The sequence below is a fragment of the Lujinxingia vulgaris genome (assembly GCF_007997005.1).
In the GTDB taxonomy this organism is placed as follows: Bacteria; Myxococcota_A; Bradymonadia; order Bradymonadales; family Bradymonadaceae; genus Lujinxingia.
Genome location: NZ_VOSL01000129.1, coordinates 1 through 15,064, shown reverse-complemented (window position 1 = coordinate 15,064; position 15,064 = coordinate 1). Strand labels below are relative to the sequence as shown.

14 protein-coding genes are annotated in these 15,064 nt (G+C 65.6%); 7 read left to right on the top strand and 7 right to left on the bottom strand.

Annotated elements, in window-relative coordinates; all coding sequences use genetic code 11:
- The first annotated feature begins 77 nt into the window (after positions 1–77).
- The 3 genes from FRC96_RS17585 to FRC96_RS17575 are packed head-to-tail and all read left to right on the top strand — an operon-like array spanning position 78 to position 1,829.
- A complete protein-coding gene (locus FRC96_RS17585) occupies positions 78–359 on the top strand; it encodes a ubiquitin-like small modifier protein 1 (protein WP_146976387.1) in 282 nt (93 codons plus the stop codon).
- Positions 356–1,300, top strand: coding sequence for a PLP-dependent cysteine synthase family protein (locus tag FRC96_RS17580; protein WP_146976386.1), 945 nt, complete (start codon positions 356–358; stop codon positions 1,298–1,300). Before FRC96_RS17585 ends, FRC96_RS17580 begins: the two co-directional genes overlap by 4 nt.
- A gap of 4 nt (positions 1,301–1,304) precedes the next feature.
- Positions 1,305–1,829 carry a Mov34/MPN/PAD-1 family protein gene (locus FRC96_RS17575; protein ID WP_146976384.1) on the top strand — a complete coding sequence of 175 codons (525 nt, stop codon included), beginning with the start codon at positions 1,305–1,307 and terminating at the stop codon, positions 1,827–1,829.
- Here the strand turns inward: FRC96_RS17575 and FRC96_RS17570 are convergent.
- The 3 genes from FRC96_RS17570 to FRC96_RS17560 form a co-directional block, all read right to left on the bottom strand.
- Positions 1,801–3,987 (bottom strand): transglutaminase domain-containing protein, encoded by a 2,187-nt coding sequence (locus FRC96_RS17570; RefSeq protein ID WP_146976382.1) that lies wholly within the window; start codon positions 3,985–3,987, stop codon positions 1,801–1,803. The genes FRC96_RS17575 and FRC96_RS17570 overlap by 29 nt on opposite strands.
- A 79-nt stretch (positions 3,988–4,066) precedes the next feature.
- Positions 4,067–4,930, bottom strand: coding sequence for an MBL fold metallo-hydrolase (locus FRC96_RS17565; protein ID WP_146976381.1), 864 nt, complete (start codon positions 4,928–4,930; stop codon positions 4,067–4,069).
- 59 nt (positions 4,931–4,989) lie between these two features.
- Positions 4,990–6,489, bottom strand: coding sequence for a hypothetical protein (locus FRC96_RS17560; protein WP_146976379.1), 1,500 nt, complete (start codon positions 6,487–6,489; stop codon positions 4,990–4,992).
- A gap of 304 nt (positions 6,490–6,793) precedes the next feature.
- On the opposite strand from FRC96_RS17560, the gene FRC96_RS17555 reads away from it, so the two are divergent.
- Together FRC96_RS17555 and FRC96_RS17550 are read left to right on the top strand one after the other, a co-directional pair.
- Positions 6,794–8,422: a DUF4388 domain-containing protein gene (locus FRC96_RS17555; RefSeq protein ID WP_146976377.1), complete on the top strand. Its 1,629-nt coding sequence runs from the start codon at positions 6,794–6,796 to the stop codon at positions 8,420–8,422.
- 29 nt (positions 8,423–8,451) lie between these two features.
- On the top strand, positions 8,452–8,838 hold the full coding sequence (locus tag FRC96_RS17550) for a hypothetical protein (protein WP_146976375.1): 387 nt from the start codon (positions 8,452–8,454) through the stop codon (positions 8,836–8,838).
- Between the two features lie 34 nt (positions 8,839–8,872).
- On the opposite strand, the gene FRC96_RS17545 is transcribed toward FRC96_RS17550, so the two are convergent.
- From FRC96_RS17545 to FRC96_RS17530, 4 genes are all read right to left on the bottom strand, one after another.
- Complete coding sequence (locus tag FRC96_RS17545; protein ID WP_146976374.1) at positions 8,873–9,907, bottom strand: sensor histidine kinase; 1,035 nt, start codon at positions 9,905–9,907, stop codon at positions 8,873–8,875.
- A 46-nt stretch (positions 9,908–9,953) separates the two neighbouring features.
- A complete protein-coding gene (locus FRC96_RS17540; RefSeq protein ID WP_146976372.1) occupies positions 9,954–11,471 on the bottom strand; it encodes an OmpP1/FadL family transporter in 1,518 nt (505 codons plus the stop codon).
- Positions 11,472–11,494: 23 nt separating this feature from the next.
- Positions 11,495–13,048: a class I SAM-dependent methyltransferase gene (locus tag FRC96_RS17535; RefSeq protein WP_146976370.1), complete on the bottom strand. Its 1,554-nt coding sequence runs from the start codon at positions 13,046–13,048 to the stop codon at positions 11,495–11,497.
- Positions 13,049–13,161: 113 nt separating this feature from the next.
- Positions 13,162–13,350: a hypothetical protein gene (locus FRC96_RS17530; RefSeq protein WP_127779024.1), complete on the bottom strand. Its 189-nt coding sequence runs from the start codon at positions 13,348–13,350 to the stop codon at positions 13,162–13,164.
- Positions 13,351–13,581: 231 nt separating this feature from the next.
- On the opposite strand from FRC96_RS17530, the gene asd reads away from it, so the two are divergent.
- Positions 13,582–14,439, top strand: a complete 858-nt coding sequence (gene asd, locus FRC96_RS17525; protein WP_146976369.1) for an archaetidylserine decarboxylase — start codon at positions 13,582–13,584, stop codon at positions 14,437–14,439.
- 158 nt (positions 14,440–14,597) lie between these two features.
- The coding region (locus FRC96_RS17520) for a hypothetical protein (RefSeq protein ID WP_146976367.1) at positions 14,598–15,064 on the top strand (467 nt) is incomplete at its 3' end.

Sequence of the window (15,064 nt, the reverse complement as noted above, 5' to 3'; positions counted from 1 at the left end):
CCCCCGGAGCATCGCTCCGACTCCCCGTAGAGGGGAGGTTGTAAGTGGTTGAAACCCAAAAGAAATCAGGAGCTATTATGAGCGTCAATGTCCGCATCCCTACCCCGCTTCGCAAGTTCACCGAAGGCCAGGAAGTCGTCAGTGTTGAAGGCAGCACCGTTGGTGAAGCGCTGGCCAACCTCGCGGAGGCGCACCCCGAGCTCAAGGCCAAGATCTTTGGCAACGACGGCAGCGTGCGCCGTTTCGTCAACATCTTTGCCAACGAGGAAGACATCCGCTTTCAGGACAAGCTGGAGACCTCGCTCAGCGATGGGGACTCCCTCTCGATCGTGCCCGCGATCGCCGGTGGTCTGCGATGAGCGTCAACCCCGCATGGACCGGACGTCTGCAGGCCAATCGCCCGCCGCAGCGGCGAGAGTCGCTGGTGGATCAGGTCGGTAACACCCCGCTTGTGCGTCTGCGAAGGGTGAGCGCGGGGCTTCCCGAGGCGGTCGAGGTCTGGGTGAAGCTCGAGAGCATGAACCCGGGCGGCTCGGTCAAGGATCGCCCCGCGCGCCAGATCTTGCTCGACGCCTTTGAGCGCGGCGATCTGGGACATGGTCAGATCCTCATCGACGCGACCAGCGGCAACACTGGCATCGCCTACGCGATGCTCGGTGCGGCGATGGGCGTGGAGGTGCATCTGGTGATGCCGGAGAACGTCTCCCCGCAGCGCAAGCATATCGTGGAGACCTTCGGCGCAACGATCATCTACAGCGATCCGATGGAGGGCAGCGACGGGGCGATTCGCCTGGTTCGCAAGCTCGTGGCCGAAGACAACGAGGGCAAGTACTTCTACGCCAATCAGTACGGGAACCCCTCAAACCCGCGCGCCCACGAGCTGACCACCGCGCCGGAGATCTGGGCGCAGACCGGCGGGCGCGTCACTCACTTTGTGGCCTGCACCGGAACCTCCGGCACGGTCATGGGGACGGGGCGCGGGCTCAAAGGGTTCAACGATCAGATTCAGGTGATCGGGTGCCAGCCCGCCGATGCGTTTCACGGCCTGGAGGGGCTCAAGCATATGCCCAGCTCCATCAAGCCGGGGATCTACGATGAATCGAAGCTCGATCGGCTGATGTGGCTGGAGACCGAAGACGGCTGGGATATGGCTGAGCGCATGGCCGCCGAAGAAGGCATCGCCTGCGGCAACTCCGCCGGCGCCAGCGTGTTCGCCGCGCTACAGGTGGCCGGTGAGCTTGATGAAGGCGTCATCGTCACCGTGATCTGCGACCACGCTGACCGCTACTTTGGAGAGTGATCCGATGGTTTCATCCTCAAAGACGATCGACGCGCGCTGGACCCCGGCGCTGCTCGACGAGCTGACGCGTTGGGTGTCGCGCGCGTACCCGGAAGAAGGGTGTGGGCTGATTCTGGAGGGGGAGGGCGCCTGGCGCTTTCACGGCTGTGAGAACGTCGCCGACAAGTACCATCGTCTCGACCCGGAGCAGTATCCGCGCACCGCGCGTGACTTCTACATGATCGATCCGATGGAGTTTGTGCGCGCTGATGAGCGCGGAGAGGCGCTGGCGGTGATCGTGCATAGTCACCCCGATGTGGGTGACTACTTCAGCGCCGAAGACATCGCTGCGGCGACCTTTCCGCGCGATAGCGACGACGAGCCGCTGGAGCCGATCTACCCCGACACCGACTACCTGGTGGTGTCGGTGCGTCAGGGTAAGGCCGACGGGGCCACGCTCTTTCGCTTCGATGAAGTGCGCGGGGAGTTTGCCAGTGTGAAGCGCTTCAGTGAGCAGGAGCTCAGGGGCATGGCGGCGCCGGTGGCGTAATCCCGGCATTTGCTGCCGCGTCGGGTTCTCCGTGGCGAACCACGAGCTCGCCCTGGGCGACCGCACGTGTGTAGACCGCCCCGCAGCGGGTGGTGGCCAGACGTTCCACGCAGCTGCCGCCGGCGAGTCCCAGCATGTCGGCGGAGGCGCTGATAGGGACCTGGCCGCCTTGAGGATCCTGGAGGCAGACCTCAAGCTCCGGAGAGGCGATTGCGCTCTCTGTGGCGCAGAAGGCGCGACTCAGCGCGAGTAACTCGCGTGTGGCCACGCAGATGGAAGGACCATCGAGAGACGGGGGGGATATCGTGGACGCTGCCGCTCGAAGGCTGCGCGCGACGAGCTCTGCGTGGAGGTCGAGATGGCGTGCGGTGGAGAGCGTCTTGCTCTCGCCATGCTCGACCTGCGCCAAGAGCGCGTCGGTGGGGTGGGCGCGCATCCCGCCGCTCAACGGGTCGACCGACCACCACCCAAAACGCGCGACGCCGTCGACCTCCACCGGTTGAACCGGCGAGAGGATCACGCGCCCCTGGCGCCGGACGCGATCGCGAAGGCTGCTGCGGAGCACCTCATTGACGCGCAGCGCGTCGAGTTTCTCGATGCTGCGGGCGTCGATGGTGGTGAAGGCCACCCGCTGATGGGTAGCGCGCCCGAAGATGCGCGCGACCGTGAGCATCTGGCGGCCGCCGTGCTGCTCGAGAAACTCGGCGGTGAGTGTGTCGAGGAGGTGGCCGTACAAGCCGCCGAAGGCGGCGGAGGCCACCGCCGGAACCTCTCCCAGAGGCAGCGCATCGACGCGATCCCCGGAGAGCTGAAGATCGACAAAGACCTGGTCGCCGCGCTGCAATGAGGCGGTGACCACGGCTCGAGGTTGACTGAGCACCGGCCGCACTCCCAGCCGGTGCGCACTCTGAACAATGCTGCGGTCGAGCCTGCGGATAAACGCCGCCGGCATCATCGCGCTGAGCTCGTGCATCACCGTGTCGGCGGCGAGGGTGTCGTCGTCTGCGTCGTCGCTGGCCAGGGCGTCGGCATAGCTCTGCAAGGCGGAGAGCGCCGCCTCAGCCGCGGCCTCCGAGCGCCTGGCCAGCCAGCCGTCGGAAGACCACCCCGGCATCAGCGTGATGCTAAAATGCTGCGCGTCGAAGGCGAAGATGTCGAAGTTCGCAGCGCTGCGATACAGAGTCTGCGTCCAGCGCTGCTCCCGCGCGCCGCTCTTGAGCCGAAAGTTCAGCTCCAGTGACTCCAGGGCGTCGACCGGGATGGCCTGCCCACGGCTGGATTGGTCGCCGACGAAGAGCACGGGGATACGCCCTCGTCGACGCGTCGGATCGGCCTCGAAGCCCAGCGTCAACGTGCGGTACGCGTAGCGCGAGAGAGGGCCGGAGACGGTCAGGTGGCTGATACGCTGAGTGTCTTTAAGATGGCCCGCAAGCTCAACCTCAAGCGTGGTGGCCCAGTCGTCGGGGAGCTGCTCATGCGTCGCCTGCGTGCGCGCCGGCGTCATCCCCACCAGGGGCGCGGCGATGGGGTCGACGGCGATGAACTCGCCACGGTGCTCAACCTCTACCCAGATATGATCGCGGAGCCGGGCGACAAGGGTCGCATCGATGCCAGCCGCCCGGGCGTCAGCGGCTTCTCCGTTGCGCTCCACACGCGCCGTAGACGCCAGCCGTGTGAGCACCTCGCGAATGTCGGTGTCGTGAAGCCGGCCGGTGGCAAAACGGGTGGTGTGACCGGCGCGGCGTAAGAGCGCGCTCGTCAGGAGAGCCTGGTCCACTGCGTTTGCGGAGCCGGCGATGAGCGTACCCTGAGCCCCGCGCAGCGCGCCCGGGTAGGGCTCAAACGCGATGGTGTCGCGTACCCAGCGGTAGATATTGCCCGGGGAGTGCGGGCGAGGGATCTGACCCAGCGCCTCGTCCAGGGTCAGCGCCCGCGTGTGGGTGGCGGGTTGACGCAGCGCGCGAGCCTGACGCCGAAGCTCGGAGATTCGCGCCTTCATCGCACCCAACTCGGCGGCGGAGAGCGCCGGCGCGGGCGTGTCTTCGGCGACCTCTTGAGCCGCCAGAGGCAGCGCGCAGAGCAGCCCCATCAGAAGGATCAATGCCCGCAGCAGCGCCGCCCCGCAGGGCGGTCCGGTCTTCAAGAATCTCTCGCGCATGCCTCGCCTCGTCGAATAAACGTCCACGCAATAAGTGCACGCTAACAGTGACGGCAAGCCCGCGCAAAGATTCAGGTGGTCAGGTGTGGGATAATGTCTCCAGTGGCGCCGGGATCACGCGCCCGCGGGCGTCGACATCAATGCGTGCCATCGCCGTGGTGGGGTCGTGCTCGAAGATCAGGATCCAGTCTTCGCGGCGCGCGTGGTAGAGCAGCTCGCGCTTCTCTTCGACCGTCTTCAGAGGTTGAAGATCGTAGCCCATCACATAGGGATCGCGCAGGTGGGATGCGGTCGGGATGAGGTCGGCGACGAAGGCGTAGGTCTGGCCGGCGGCCTCGATCTTGACCACCTGCATGCCAAAAGTGTGACCGTGCACCGGCAGCACCTCCACCCCCGCAAAGAGCTCCGCGATGCCGTCGATGAGATGGAGGGGAGGGGCGTCGTCGGCGTCAAAAAGATCGAAATCCTGCAGCCGGTAGCTCCCGCCGTCGCGGGCGCTGGGGCTGTGCGCCCAGCTCCAATTCTGGCGCTGAACCCAGTGACGCGCGTTAGGGAAGGTGGGCCGCAGCGTGCCCTCCTCGTCCGGGGTGCGCAGCCCGCCGGCGTGATCAAAATGCAGGTGGGTCAGGATCACATCGTCGACGTCTTCGGGAGTCAGCGAGTGCTGGCGCAACGCGTCGCGCAGACCGGCGTCCTGGTGAGCGATGTTGTAGATGTCGCGCTCTTTGTCGCTAAAGCCCACGCCCATGCCGGTGTCGATCAGGGTGACGCGATCCGGATCGAGGATCAGCAGGCAGCGCGCGCTCATCGCGATGCGGTTGGCGTCATCGGGGGGGTTGGTCCTGGCCCAGAGCGGGCGCGGGATGATGCCAAACATCGCGCCCCCATCGAGTCCAAAGGAGCACTCTTCCAGGGCGATGATCGTGCGGTCGGGGTGGGACATGCATCCTCCAGAGAGCAGGTCATTTTAATACCGGTTCAATGTGCCGATGGGGCGCGGTATCAGCGAAGGTCGTCGCTTTCAAAGAGCAGGTCAAACGCGGCCGTCTCCCCATCAATGGGGAGCAGGCGCGCGGGGCCGCCACTGCTTGGGGAAAGCCAGTGGAGGTTGAGTTCGGTGAAGAGCGCGCGTGGGTCGATGGGGTGCCCATCGCGCACCAGCGTCTCAAAACGCGCGATGGGCAACGGACCCAGATCGTCGCAGATCTCCCGAAACGCGCGCTCCAACAGGGCGGTGTCGTAGGCGCGTGCGGTGTCGCGCAGGTGTGGCTTTAGCAGCTGCTCAAGCCAGCGCTCCAGTGGAACTCGCCCCTGGCTGGCCTCACTCAGCGCGACGTCCAGGCTCAGCGCGATGAGCAGGCCGCGGTCGTAAGGAAAGCGCGCCCGATCAAGGTCGTTGGCCGCCTCCCGGCGCGCCAGCGGGTTCTGACTGTAGTGTCGGGCGGCGGCAGCTAGCTCGCGCAGCACCGTGCGGCGATCCACCAGCCCTTCTTGAGCCAGCGCTTTTAGCGCGAGGTAGTGGGTCAGCCCCTCCTTAAACCACCGCGTCTCGGCTTCGGCCTCAGGCGCCGGCACGAGCTCGTGACCGTTCCACATATGCAGGGCTTCGTGGGCCATCAGAAGCAAAAGCTCCGGGCCCATCTGCTGATGACGGGGCACCTGCACCACAAAGCCACCACGGCGCCCCATGCCCTGCAGCTCACTGCCCTCGGCCGAGGCATCGTTGGGGAGGATCGCGGCTACGACGTTGTCGTAGATGCCGTAGCGCGCCATAAAGCGCCGCACGATACGCGCCGAGGGGCCGGCCAGCTCATCGATGCCAAAGCGCATCGTCGGCGACTGAACCACGGTCAGCGTGCCGGGATCGAGCGCGAGTTGGCGCGAGGGAAGATCCTCGCCAGCGAGCACGAAGGCGTCGCGAAGCGTGCGGACATTTTCTGCCAGATAGCCGGTGATCTGCCTGTCGCCGCGGGCGCTCAGGCGGGTCGCGGCGTGCAGCGGCCAGGTCGCGCTGACGTTCCACCCGCGGGGCGTGTGAACCTCGACCGGGATGTCACGCACCTGTCGGGCGAGCCCCTCGCTGGGCAAGACAAAGATCGTGGGGGCGTAAGCAAAGAGCTCGCCGGCGGTGCGCCGGGGATGAAAGCGCGAATCCGGCTCCCCGGCGCGCGGCGGGCGCACCCGGTAGGTCAGCTCCAGCCAGGCGACATCGCCGGCCTGGACGTCGATGCGGCCCGCCTCGCGCACCAGGTGCATCGGTAGTGCGCCCGCCGGGCCCCGGGTGGACTCCACCACGATCCGGTCATCAAAATCATCCTGGCCGGCCCAGGGGCCCGGCAGAAAGAAACTCGCCGAAGTCGGCGGCGCGTTGATGCGCAGCCGCACTCGCAGCGCCTCGCCGCTCAGATCGATCTGGTACCAGAGCGCGCCGCGTTGGGTCGATGTTGGGGCCGGAGCCGGCGCGTAGGACGTCGTCGCGCCGGGCTCGGGAGCGCCGACCATCGCGTCCTCGGAAGGGGGCGAGGACGAGGCCTTCGGCGCAGCGCAGGCCGAGATCAACGCGCTACAAAAGACCACAAAAAGAGCCCGTTTTATCGCCGCAGATGCGCCATCGGAGCGCTCGACCCTCCCTTGCCGGGGTAAGGAAAGCGTGGTTATATAGGGCGCGTTTTGGGCCCCCGCGCCCGCTTCAACAAAACGCACCCGCGGCCCGAGCGCAGGCGGGTTCGAGGGGCGATGAGCGAGACGCTTGGCGGGTTGATTGAACACGTGGCCTGCACCAGACTTAAGACCGTGACCGGAGCCGATGGCGAAGATGTACCATATATTGATCGTCGACGAAGAGGAACATCTGCTGTGGGCGCTGGAGCGCAACCTCTTTCCTCAGCGCCAGGACATCGCCGTCCACACCGCGCGCTCCGGGGAAGAAGGGCTGCGCATTCTGGACGACCAGCCCATCGACCTGCTCATCTCGGATATCAAGATGCCGGGGGCGGTTGACGGGTTTCAGCTGATCCTGCGTGCCAAAGAGATGGCGCCGGACGCCCGGGTGATGATCATCACCGCGTTTGGTACCCACCGCATCCAGAACTTCGCCGAGCGCATCGGCATCAGCCACTACATCGAGAAGCCCTTTACGGTCGATGAAGTGCGCGACGCGATCCTGGAGATCCTCAATGAGAAAGAGGGCTTCCAGGGCGTGTTGAGCGATCTGGAGCTGACCGACATCATCCAGATGCTCTGCCTGGCCAAGCGCACCGCGCTCTTGCACCTGAAGCACCGCGATCACCGCGGCCGCATCGTCTTTGACGCCGGCGAAGTGACCCACGCGGAGTTTGACGGGGAGGTCGGGCCGGAGGCGGTCTACCAGATGCTCGCCCTGCGACAGGGCGACATCTTCATGCAGTCCGACTTTGAGTCGGTGCCGGCGACCATTGATATGGGCTGGCAGGATCTTTTGCTCGAAGGGGTGCGCCGCACCGATGAGCAGCGCTTTGAAGAAGAGCAGCAGGCCGGTCCCTCGATCGGCGGTGAGGTCGCCGGTGAGGTGGAGCCGGTGCTCGACCTCGATCTTGATGACGATGACTTCGCGCCGAGCCGCTCGCTGACGCCGATGGGGGTGGGGGCGGCGACGATGTTTGCCTCCACCTTTGAGACCGAGCCCAGCCAGCCCGGGCTGGCGGAGAGCTCATCGAGCGCCGCGCTTCTCTTCTCGCAGGCTGAGCTCGATGAGATGGCCGCCGCCTCCGGCGGCGCTGTTGAAGAGGCTGCGCCGCTGGCGCAGCCGCAAACCCCGCCGGCCGCCGCGCCGAGCTCCCCGGGAATCGAAGAGCTCTCGGAGGTCGAGATGGGACCGGCCGTCTCCCAGAGCGACTTCCCCGGGCGCAAACGCCGCAAGACCTCCCCGGGCATGTCCGCGGTCAGCGCGCAGGTCGTGGTCACCGAAGAGAGCGGGGAGTTTGAGCTCTTCGCCGCCCCCGCGCTTAACGGCCGCCACGCGGAGACGAGCGCCGGAGAGCTTGCAAACCCGGCGGAGGGTCAGTCGACGCGAGCGCCGGATTCATTGCTCGAAGAGTTCGTGCGCGAATGCCCCGGGCTTCGCGCCACCGGTCTTGTGAACGCGCAGCAGGGGCAGGCCCTGGAGTTTCTGACGTTGCGCGGTGACACCGCGCTCGATGAGTCGGAGCTCTCGGTGCGACTGGCCGAGGTCTTTCGTCGGGCGCACCGCTCGGTCCGCGCGCTCTACCCGGACGATGCCCTCGAAGAGATGCAGATGGCGATGGCGGGCGACTATGTGTTGATCCGCGCGCTCGAAGGCACCCCGTATGTGCACCTGGCCATCGTCGAACGCGAGGCCAGCCTGGGCATCGCCCTGGTGCTGATGCGCCAGCTCGGCCGCCGCCTGACTCGCTCCAACGTGCTCCCCGACGCCTGAGCGTCCCTCCCCGCATCTGAGAGATTTGCATGTCGTCTACGCTTTACGAGCTGCTCACCGAGATCACCACCGAGCTCCCCGGCTGGCTGCACACCAGCGTGGTGGATCGCGAGACCGGCATGTCGCTGGCCTCGCTCTCGCAGGGCGACCCGCTGGAGGCGGCTGGCGCCGATGCCTTCCACAGCGATCTCTACCGCATGACCGCCGCCTTGCTTGAAGGGCTTCCACTTGGCGAGCAGGCCGACAGCATGGTGCTGAGCAGCCAGCGGGCCACCTTTGTCTCGGTGCCGATGGCCGAGATGAACTACCTGTGGCTGGTGGTCACCGAGCGCCGCATGACGGTGGGATTCACCCAGGCGTTGATGCGCAAGCATCAGGCGCGCATTGAGGAGAGCGTGCGCGCCCTGCTGCTCTAAAGCGGCGCGCCGTCAGGGGCGCGCGGCGCCCCACTCAGTACGATCGAAAAAGTTGGGAGGTCGTGGTCACCGGCAAGAGCAGGGTGACGCGGGTGCCTTTGCGCGGCTCAGTCTCAAAGCGCCACTGGCCGCCGGCGTCGCGCAGCGCCTCACGCGCGTGCGCCAGCCCCATGCCCAGGTGGCCGGGGCGCGTGGTGAAGAAGGGATCTTCGGCGCGTTTGCGCACCCGCTCGTTCATGCCCTCGCCATGATCCTGGACCACGATGTGGGCAAACCCCTCGTCGAGCTCTTCGATGGTGATCTCCACCTTCTTGCCGGCGCGCGAGGCGTCGATGGCGTTCTCCACCACCGGCAGCACCACCCTTTCAATCGAGGAGGCCGCGATCAGCGTGCCCATATCGACCTCGCGCACCTCGCAGCGCACCTCAACCTCGCGACTTCCCCAGGTGCTGATCACCGCCTCCAGGTCGGCCAGTCGCACCGGCTGATCTTTGTAGTCGGTGTGCGCCTGCACGTCGGGGATACCCGTGATCACCCGATTGAGCGCGGACTTCAGCTCGTCGACCGCCGCCAGCATGCGCGGCGCCGACTGCTCCACCAGCTGCGGGGCATCCCGCAGCGTTTCGGCCAAAAGCTGCACAGTGGCCAGGCGGTTTTTAAAATGCGCCGAGAGCGAGTTCTGCACGTCTTTTAAGATCTCGCGCCGCAGCCGGCGGTAGTCCCAGTCGTGAGTCTGGGTGATCGCGGTCTCATCGACGATGTAGAACGCCACACTGCCGGGCATGTAGGCGTCGACCTGCCAGTAACGAAAGCTGCGGCGCGTGCCAAAGAGCCCCTCCACTTTGACGTGGGTCTCGGTCGCCCCGTAGGGGTGACGGAAGATGCGCGTCACCGACAGAAAGGGCGCCTGCGTCGGATCAAAGAGGTGGTAGATCGAGGGAGCGTCGCGATGCTCCAGATAGAGCGCCTGCTTAAAGAAGTCGGGCGCCTCTAAGATCGCGCCATCATCGGCCAGCACGAGGCGGCCGCCGGGGCGAGAGGGGGCGGGGCTGTGGGGATCTTGGCTCATGCGGGTGGGGTCCGTAGGAGGCTTCGGAAAGGTGCAATACGTCGCATCAGTAGCGCCAGGTGACGCCGGCGCTCAGCAGCTGAAAAGACGCCGTCCAGCTGCCCTCGTTCTGAGGATTGCCGGGCGGTGTTCCAGCCTCTTCGCAGCTGGGGTGGTCAAACTCAGGGCCGGCGCACTGGCTCATGGGGATCGGGTTGTAGATCGCGCCACGGCTCACCTGCCGGTCTGGCGAGAAGATGTGCATGTAGCCCAGCTCCAGCTCCAGGTTTGCCGGAAGGTGCACGCTGGCGCCGGCGCTCAACCCGTAACGCTCCCAGCTCACAAAGTCCACGGTGGTGTGCGCGTTTCGTTGGGCAGGTGTCTCCATCATCGCGCCGCCGTGCGCCGTGATGTAGCGATTGATCCCGTAGCTCGCCCCGGCGCGAAGGCTGTAGGCGTCCTGGTAGTTTTTGACCTGGTAGATCGGATAGATGGGGATGCGCGGAGGGTTGCCGTTTTCATCGGGGGGAACATCGGCAAGTTCGATGTCGCCGGCAATGTCGATCTCGAAAAACTCGACCAGCGACCAGTTCTCCCAGACCGCGTTGACCTCCAGATCGAAGCGCGCGCGCTCGGCGTCAGCCGGGTGCTCTCCCAGCTCCATCCCCCAGCCCAGGCGCAGCGAGCCGGCCTGCCAGGTGGAGAAGGTCATCGCATCATCGGTGAGGTAAGCGCCGGTGGAGGTTAAAAACTCGGGGAGCTCGACGGTCGCCTTTCCCTGTGTTTCCCAGTGGATCGGCGGACGGTAGGAGGCCGCCAGGCGCATCGGGCCATCCTGGTAGGCCACGCCCACAATCGCGCTGGGGCGCCAGGCTTGAAGATCCTCGGCGCGGAAGTAGGCCTCCGCACGCGGATCTTCGGACCAGGGCGGGGAGACGTTCGGATCGCTCTCGACCGCGATGCTGAAGCTGGTGTCCTGGTAAGCGGCGATCGCGGTGAGACCGATGGCCAGTGAGCGCTGAGGGCCGAGCTCAAACTCATAGCCCGCCCCCAGACTAAAATAGGCCAGGAAGAGATCTTCGCTGACGAGCATCCCGCGCGCCGGGCTCTCCGGATCGAAGGCGCACTCCCCGTCGACCATCGCCCCGTAGCAGGGGCGGCCGTAGGCGCTGGGGCCAAACGCTCCGACGGCCAGCGCGAAGTTCTCCGGGCCCACATCGAAGCTCGCCGTCAGAAACGGAGCCGGGAACCAGCCTCCCTCGTTTTGCACCGGGCCGAAGGTCTTGGTGCGCGTCTCGTTGCGGCCGCGCAGCACCAGGTCGTCGCGCTGAAACCCCAGGTTGAGCTTGAGCAGGTTGGCGTTGAGCAACACCTGATGGCCGCGCGCGCGCGGAAGCAGCGCCGGGTTAAAATAAAGGGCCGACGGGTCGGCCTTATTGACCGCGCCGGTCCCACCGCGGGCCAGCGAGCGGGTCGTGTTTTCACCGACCTCAAAGCCCGCCGCCCGGGCCTCGGGCATCAGGGCACCGGCCGCGGCGACCACAAGCAGCGACGCCGCAGCGCGACGAAACACATCAACAGCCATACGAGCTCCCAGCAGATTGCAATTCAGTGTGACGTCTCAGGCTCAGCGCTTTCGGAATCCCGGGCATCCGACTCCGCCTCGGAAGCCTCCGAGGAGAGCTCCTCCAGACTGTACTCCCCGCTCTCGTCGGCCTCATCGTCCGGATCACAGGCGGCGACGTCGCCATCCGAGGCGCGCTCTCCGGTGGCCTCAGCGTCGATCTGCTGATCTTCGGCTTTCACATAGGAGAGAGGCTTGGTGAAGATGCCCGTGGTCTCCCGATCAAAGGAGCGGTCCTGCTCGTCGAGGGGGAGCTCGTAGACGCCCGTGGGCTGATCGTCGCTCTCGGCGTAGGCGTGATGCTGCCAGCGGTGCACCGTGTCGACGAGGTGCTCAATGTAGCGGTCGCGCTCATGGAGCTCGGCGCGGGTGCGCACGAAGAGATCCTCCATATCGGCGCGGACCTGCTGGTAGAGGTAGGTCATCTGTTCGAGCTGATCGCGGATCTGATCGAGGCCACGCTGATGGTCGGCCTGAGCGCGCGCCGAACGCTGCCCGTAGTCGTAGGGCTGGGGAGGCTCCGCGCTGGCACGCCGGCTGCGTTTCTCCAGAGCCCAGTGATTGAGCGCGCGAAACTCCGAGGTGGTCTCACGCTCGGAGAAGCCCCCGCCCGATTCGACCACGTCGCCAAAGGACGGATCGCGCTGAGAGGGATGCTGACGGATCTGAAGGTCCGAGATCAGGCTGTGCAGCCGGTCCACCAGCCCGGAGTAGGGCATGCGAACCTCGCGCAGGGTGGGGGGCGGCATGTGCGCGTCGCCGCAGAAGAGAAGCTCCACATTGGAAGCGTCGCCCTCATGCTCCCAGAGCTGCTCATCGATGCCCAGCCACCGTCCGGGGCGCTGGTCGGTGTTCTCCGCGCTGTCCTCCCGCGGGGCATCGCCCACCCACAGGCCACTCTCATCGGGCTCACCCGACGCTTTGCGCATGGTGTAGGGGCGCTCCGAGCTGCCTTCGCGTTCGCAGTTGAAGTCGAAGACATAGCTGTATCGGGGTTGTTGCAACACCGAGACGACCGTCTCAAAGCACTGACGCAGGTTGCCGATCTGCGGGACCCGATCTTCGGTGCGGTTGAGCTCCACGCTCTCGGCGTTGTCGTTGTAGCCGTAGCGTGGCAGCAAGCTCTCGACGCCCTGGATGTTGCGTCGCTCCACGGCGCATACGTACTCCCCGCCGGGCTTGAGCACCCTCTTGATCTCGGCCAACAGGTTGAGATCGGTCACCGGGGAGGTCGGATCCAGGCAGAGCACCATGTCGAAGGTCTGATCCGGAAACCCCAGCTCCTCCCAGAACATCACATGGAAATCGAGGCCCTGCTTGGCGTGTTTCATTCGCGCGAGCTCGAGCACCGCCGGGCGGTGATCGATGGCGTCGACGTGTTCCGCCCCCAGCTCCAGCAGTAATGAGGAGCCGATGCCGGTGCCGCAACCGATATCCAGGACGCGCTTGCCTTCGAGGCGATCCGAGAGCAGGGCGTAGCGCGGAAGCAGGCTGTGCCACTCCCCTTCCAGAGTGTGAATCCCAAAATATCGCGTCATAAGAGCTGCCCGCCGGGTGGGTTAAAATGACTGCCAGTGCTGCGCCGGGAGTATAGAGGAGGAGATTCTACAGGCGCAACATCAAGGGCGAGCCTTCGGCGAGAGCATCGTGCTTAGAAACGCAGGCCCCATTCGGCGCGGTAACGAAGCCAGCGGTAGGTCAGCCAGGCCGTCACCGGCACGCCGGCTACCAGCACCGTGGAGGAGAGCATCGCCGCAAGCGCGACCGTCGCCGTCGCCGAGCCCAGCGCCAGGTAGCCTTTGGAGCGGGCGTTCTGTTTGGTCATCTCGGTGCGTCGCATCGTGTGATCCTTCGTCATCTAGGTCGTTTAAGAGAACGTCCCATCGCCCCGATGGGGGGGCATCATCGGCATGCTGGGTACATATACCAACCATAAACACCGGCGCGCGACGGTGGATTCCGCCGCCGAAGATTGACGCGCCCGCGGCCATCGGGCATCTCTGAGCGGCGCTGGCGCCGCGGTGGCGACGGCACCGAGTGAATTCGACAAAGCGGGTTGAGGAGTTGCGCGATGGTGATGGAAAAAGCGGCGGTGAAGGTTTTGGAAAGGTTGCCCAAAAACCTGGTCAGCCGCGCCTTTGGCGTGGTCAGTGAAGTCGAGCTTCCGCGGCCGATCCAGAAGGTGGTCAACAGCTCCTTTGCCGAGCTGGCGGGCATCGACGTGGCCGAGGGAGAGCGCAGCCCTCGTGAGTACGACAGCCTCAACGCCTATTTTACCCGTCGGCTCCGCAGCGGGGCGCGTCATATCGAGAGCCACGACGCCGACACGCTGGTCAGCCCGGTCGACGGCAAGGTTGGCGCGTTCGGAAACATCAACGCCGGCACGCTCTTGCAGGCCAAGGGCCGCACCTACCGTTTGCTCGACCTGGTCGACAGCGCCGAAGAGGCCGCGCGCTTTGACGGCGGCGCCTTCATTACGATCTACCTCTCGCCGCGCGATTATCACCGCATTCATGCTCCGGTGGGCGGTCAGGTCGACGCGATCAGCTACATCCCGGGATACCTCTTTCCGGTGAACCCCTTCGCGGTGCGCAACATCGATGAGCTCTTCGCGGTCAACGAGCGCCTGATCAGCTACCTGAACACCGAAACGTTGGGCCGGGTGGGCGTGGTCAAGGTCGGCGCCACCTGTGTGGGCCGCATCGGGCTTGCCTTTGACGGCTTTGAGACCAACGGCACCTTCCGCCGCCGCGAAGACTTCTCACCGCGCGAAGATCTTCACGTGGATCACGGCGACGAGCTGGGGGTCTTTAACCTGGGCTCCACCGTCATCGTGCTGATCAGTGAGCCGACCTTCCGCTTCCGCGAAGATCTGCGCTTTGGCGACGTCGTGCGTCTCGGAGAGCGTCTCGGCGCGCTGGAGGGTTGAGTGTGAGGCCCGGCGACGTTTCCACGCCAGGTAAGCACTTGTGAGCCTGCACCCCCTGCGCTACACTCGTCGGGCGTTCACACCCGGTGAAAACCCACGCGCGTGGCCTGCGCGACGCGGCCGCACGAGCGCCCCGAAGAGGCTGGCTGGTGGCCAGCATGGTGAGGCTGATGTTTGCGCCCGACCGGGGCTGCGAGGAGTTTGAATTCGTGCCAAATTCTGCCGATAAGTCCCCCGAGATCGGGCCGCACCTCGATGAGGAGAGCGACGTGATCGAGTTGACCGAGGAGGTCAACAAGAACCACGCCGCGCCCTCCGATCTGGATGGGTTGAGCCTGGAGATGCCCGCGTTTCGTGTGCCGGAGAGCGTCCTGGATGAGGACCTTGAGGGCGACACCAATCGACTCGACGCCCGGGACGTGGAGGATGCGGGCTACGACCGGCAGGAGATGGTCAAGACGATCTCGATGAAGCCGGTACGTCGCGAAGATCTTGAGGCGTTCGCCCCAACGCGGGCCCCCGAGTTGGATGAGCCCTTGAGCGACGCTCGTTTTGCGCCGGATATTGTGACCGCGCCTCCCCGCGTCTTGATCAAGCGCTGGAACGATGGGCTTCCCATCGCCAC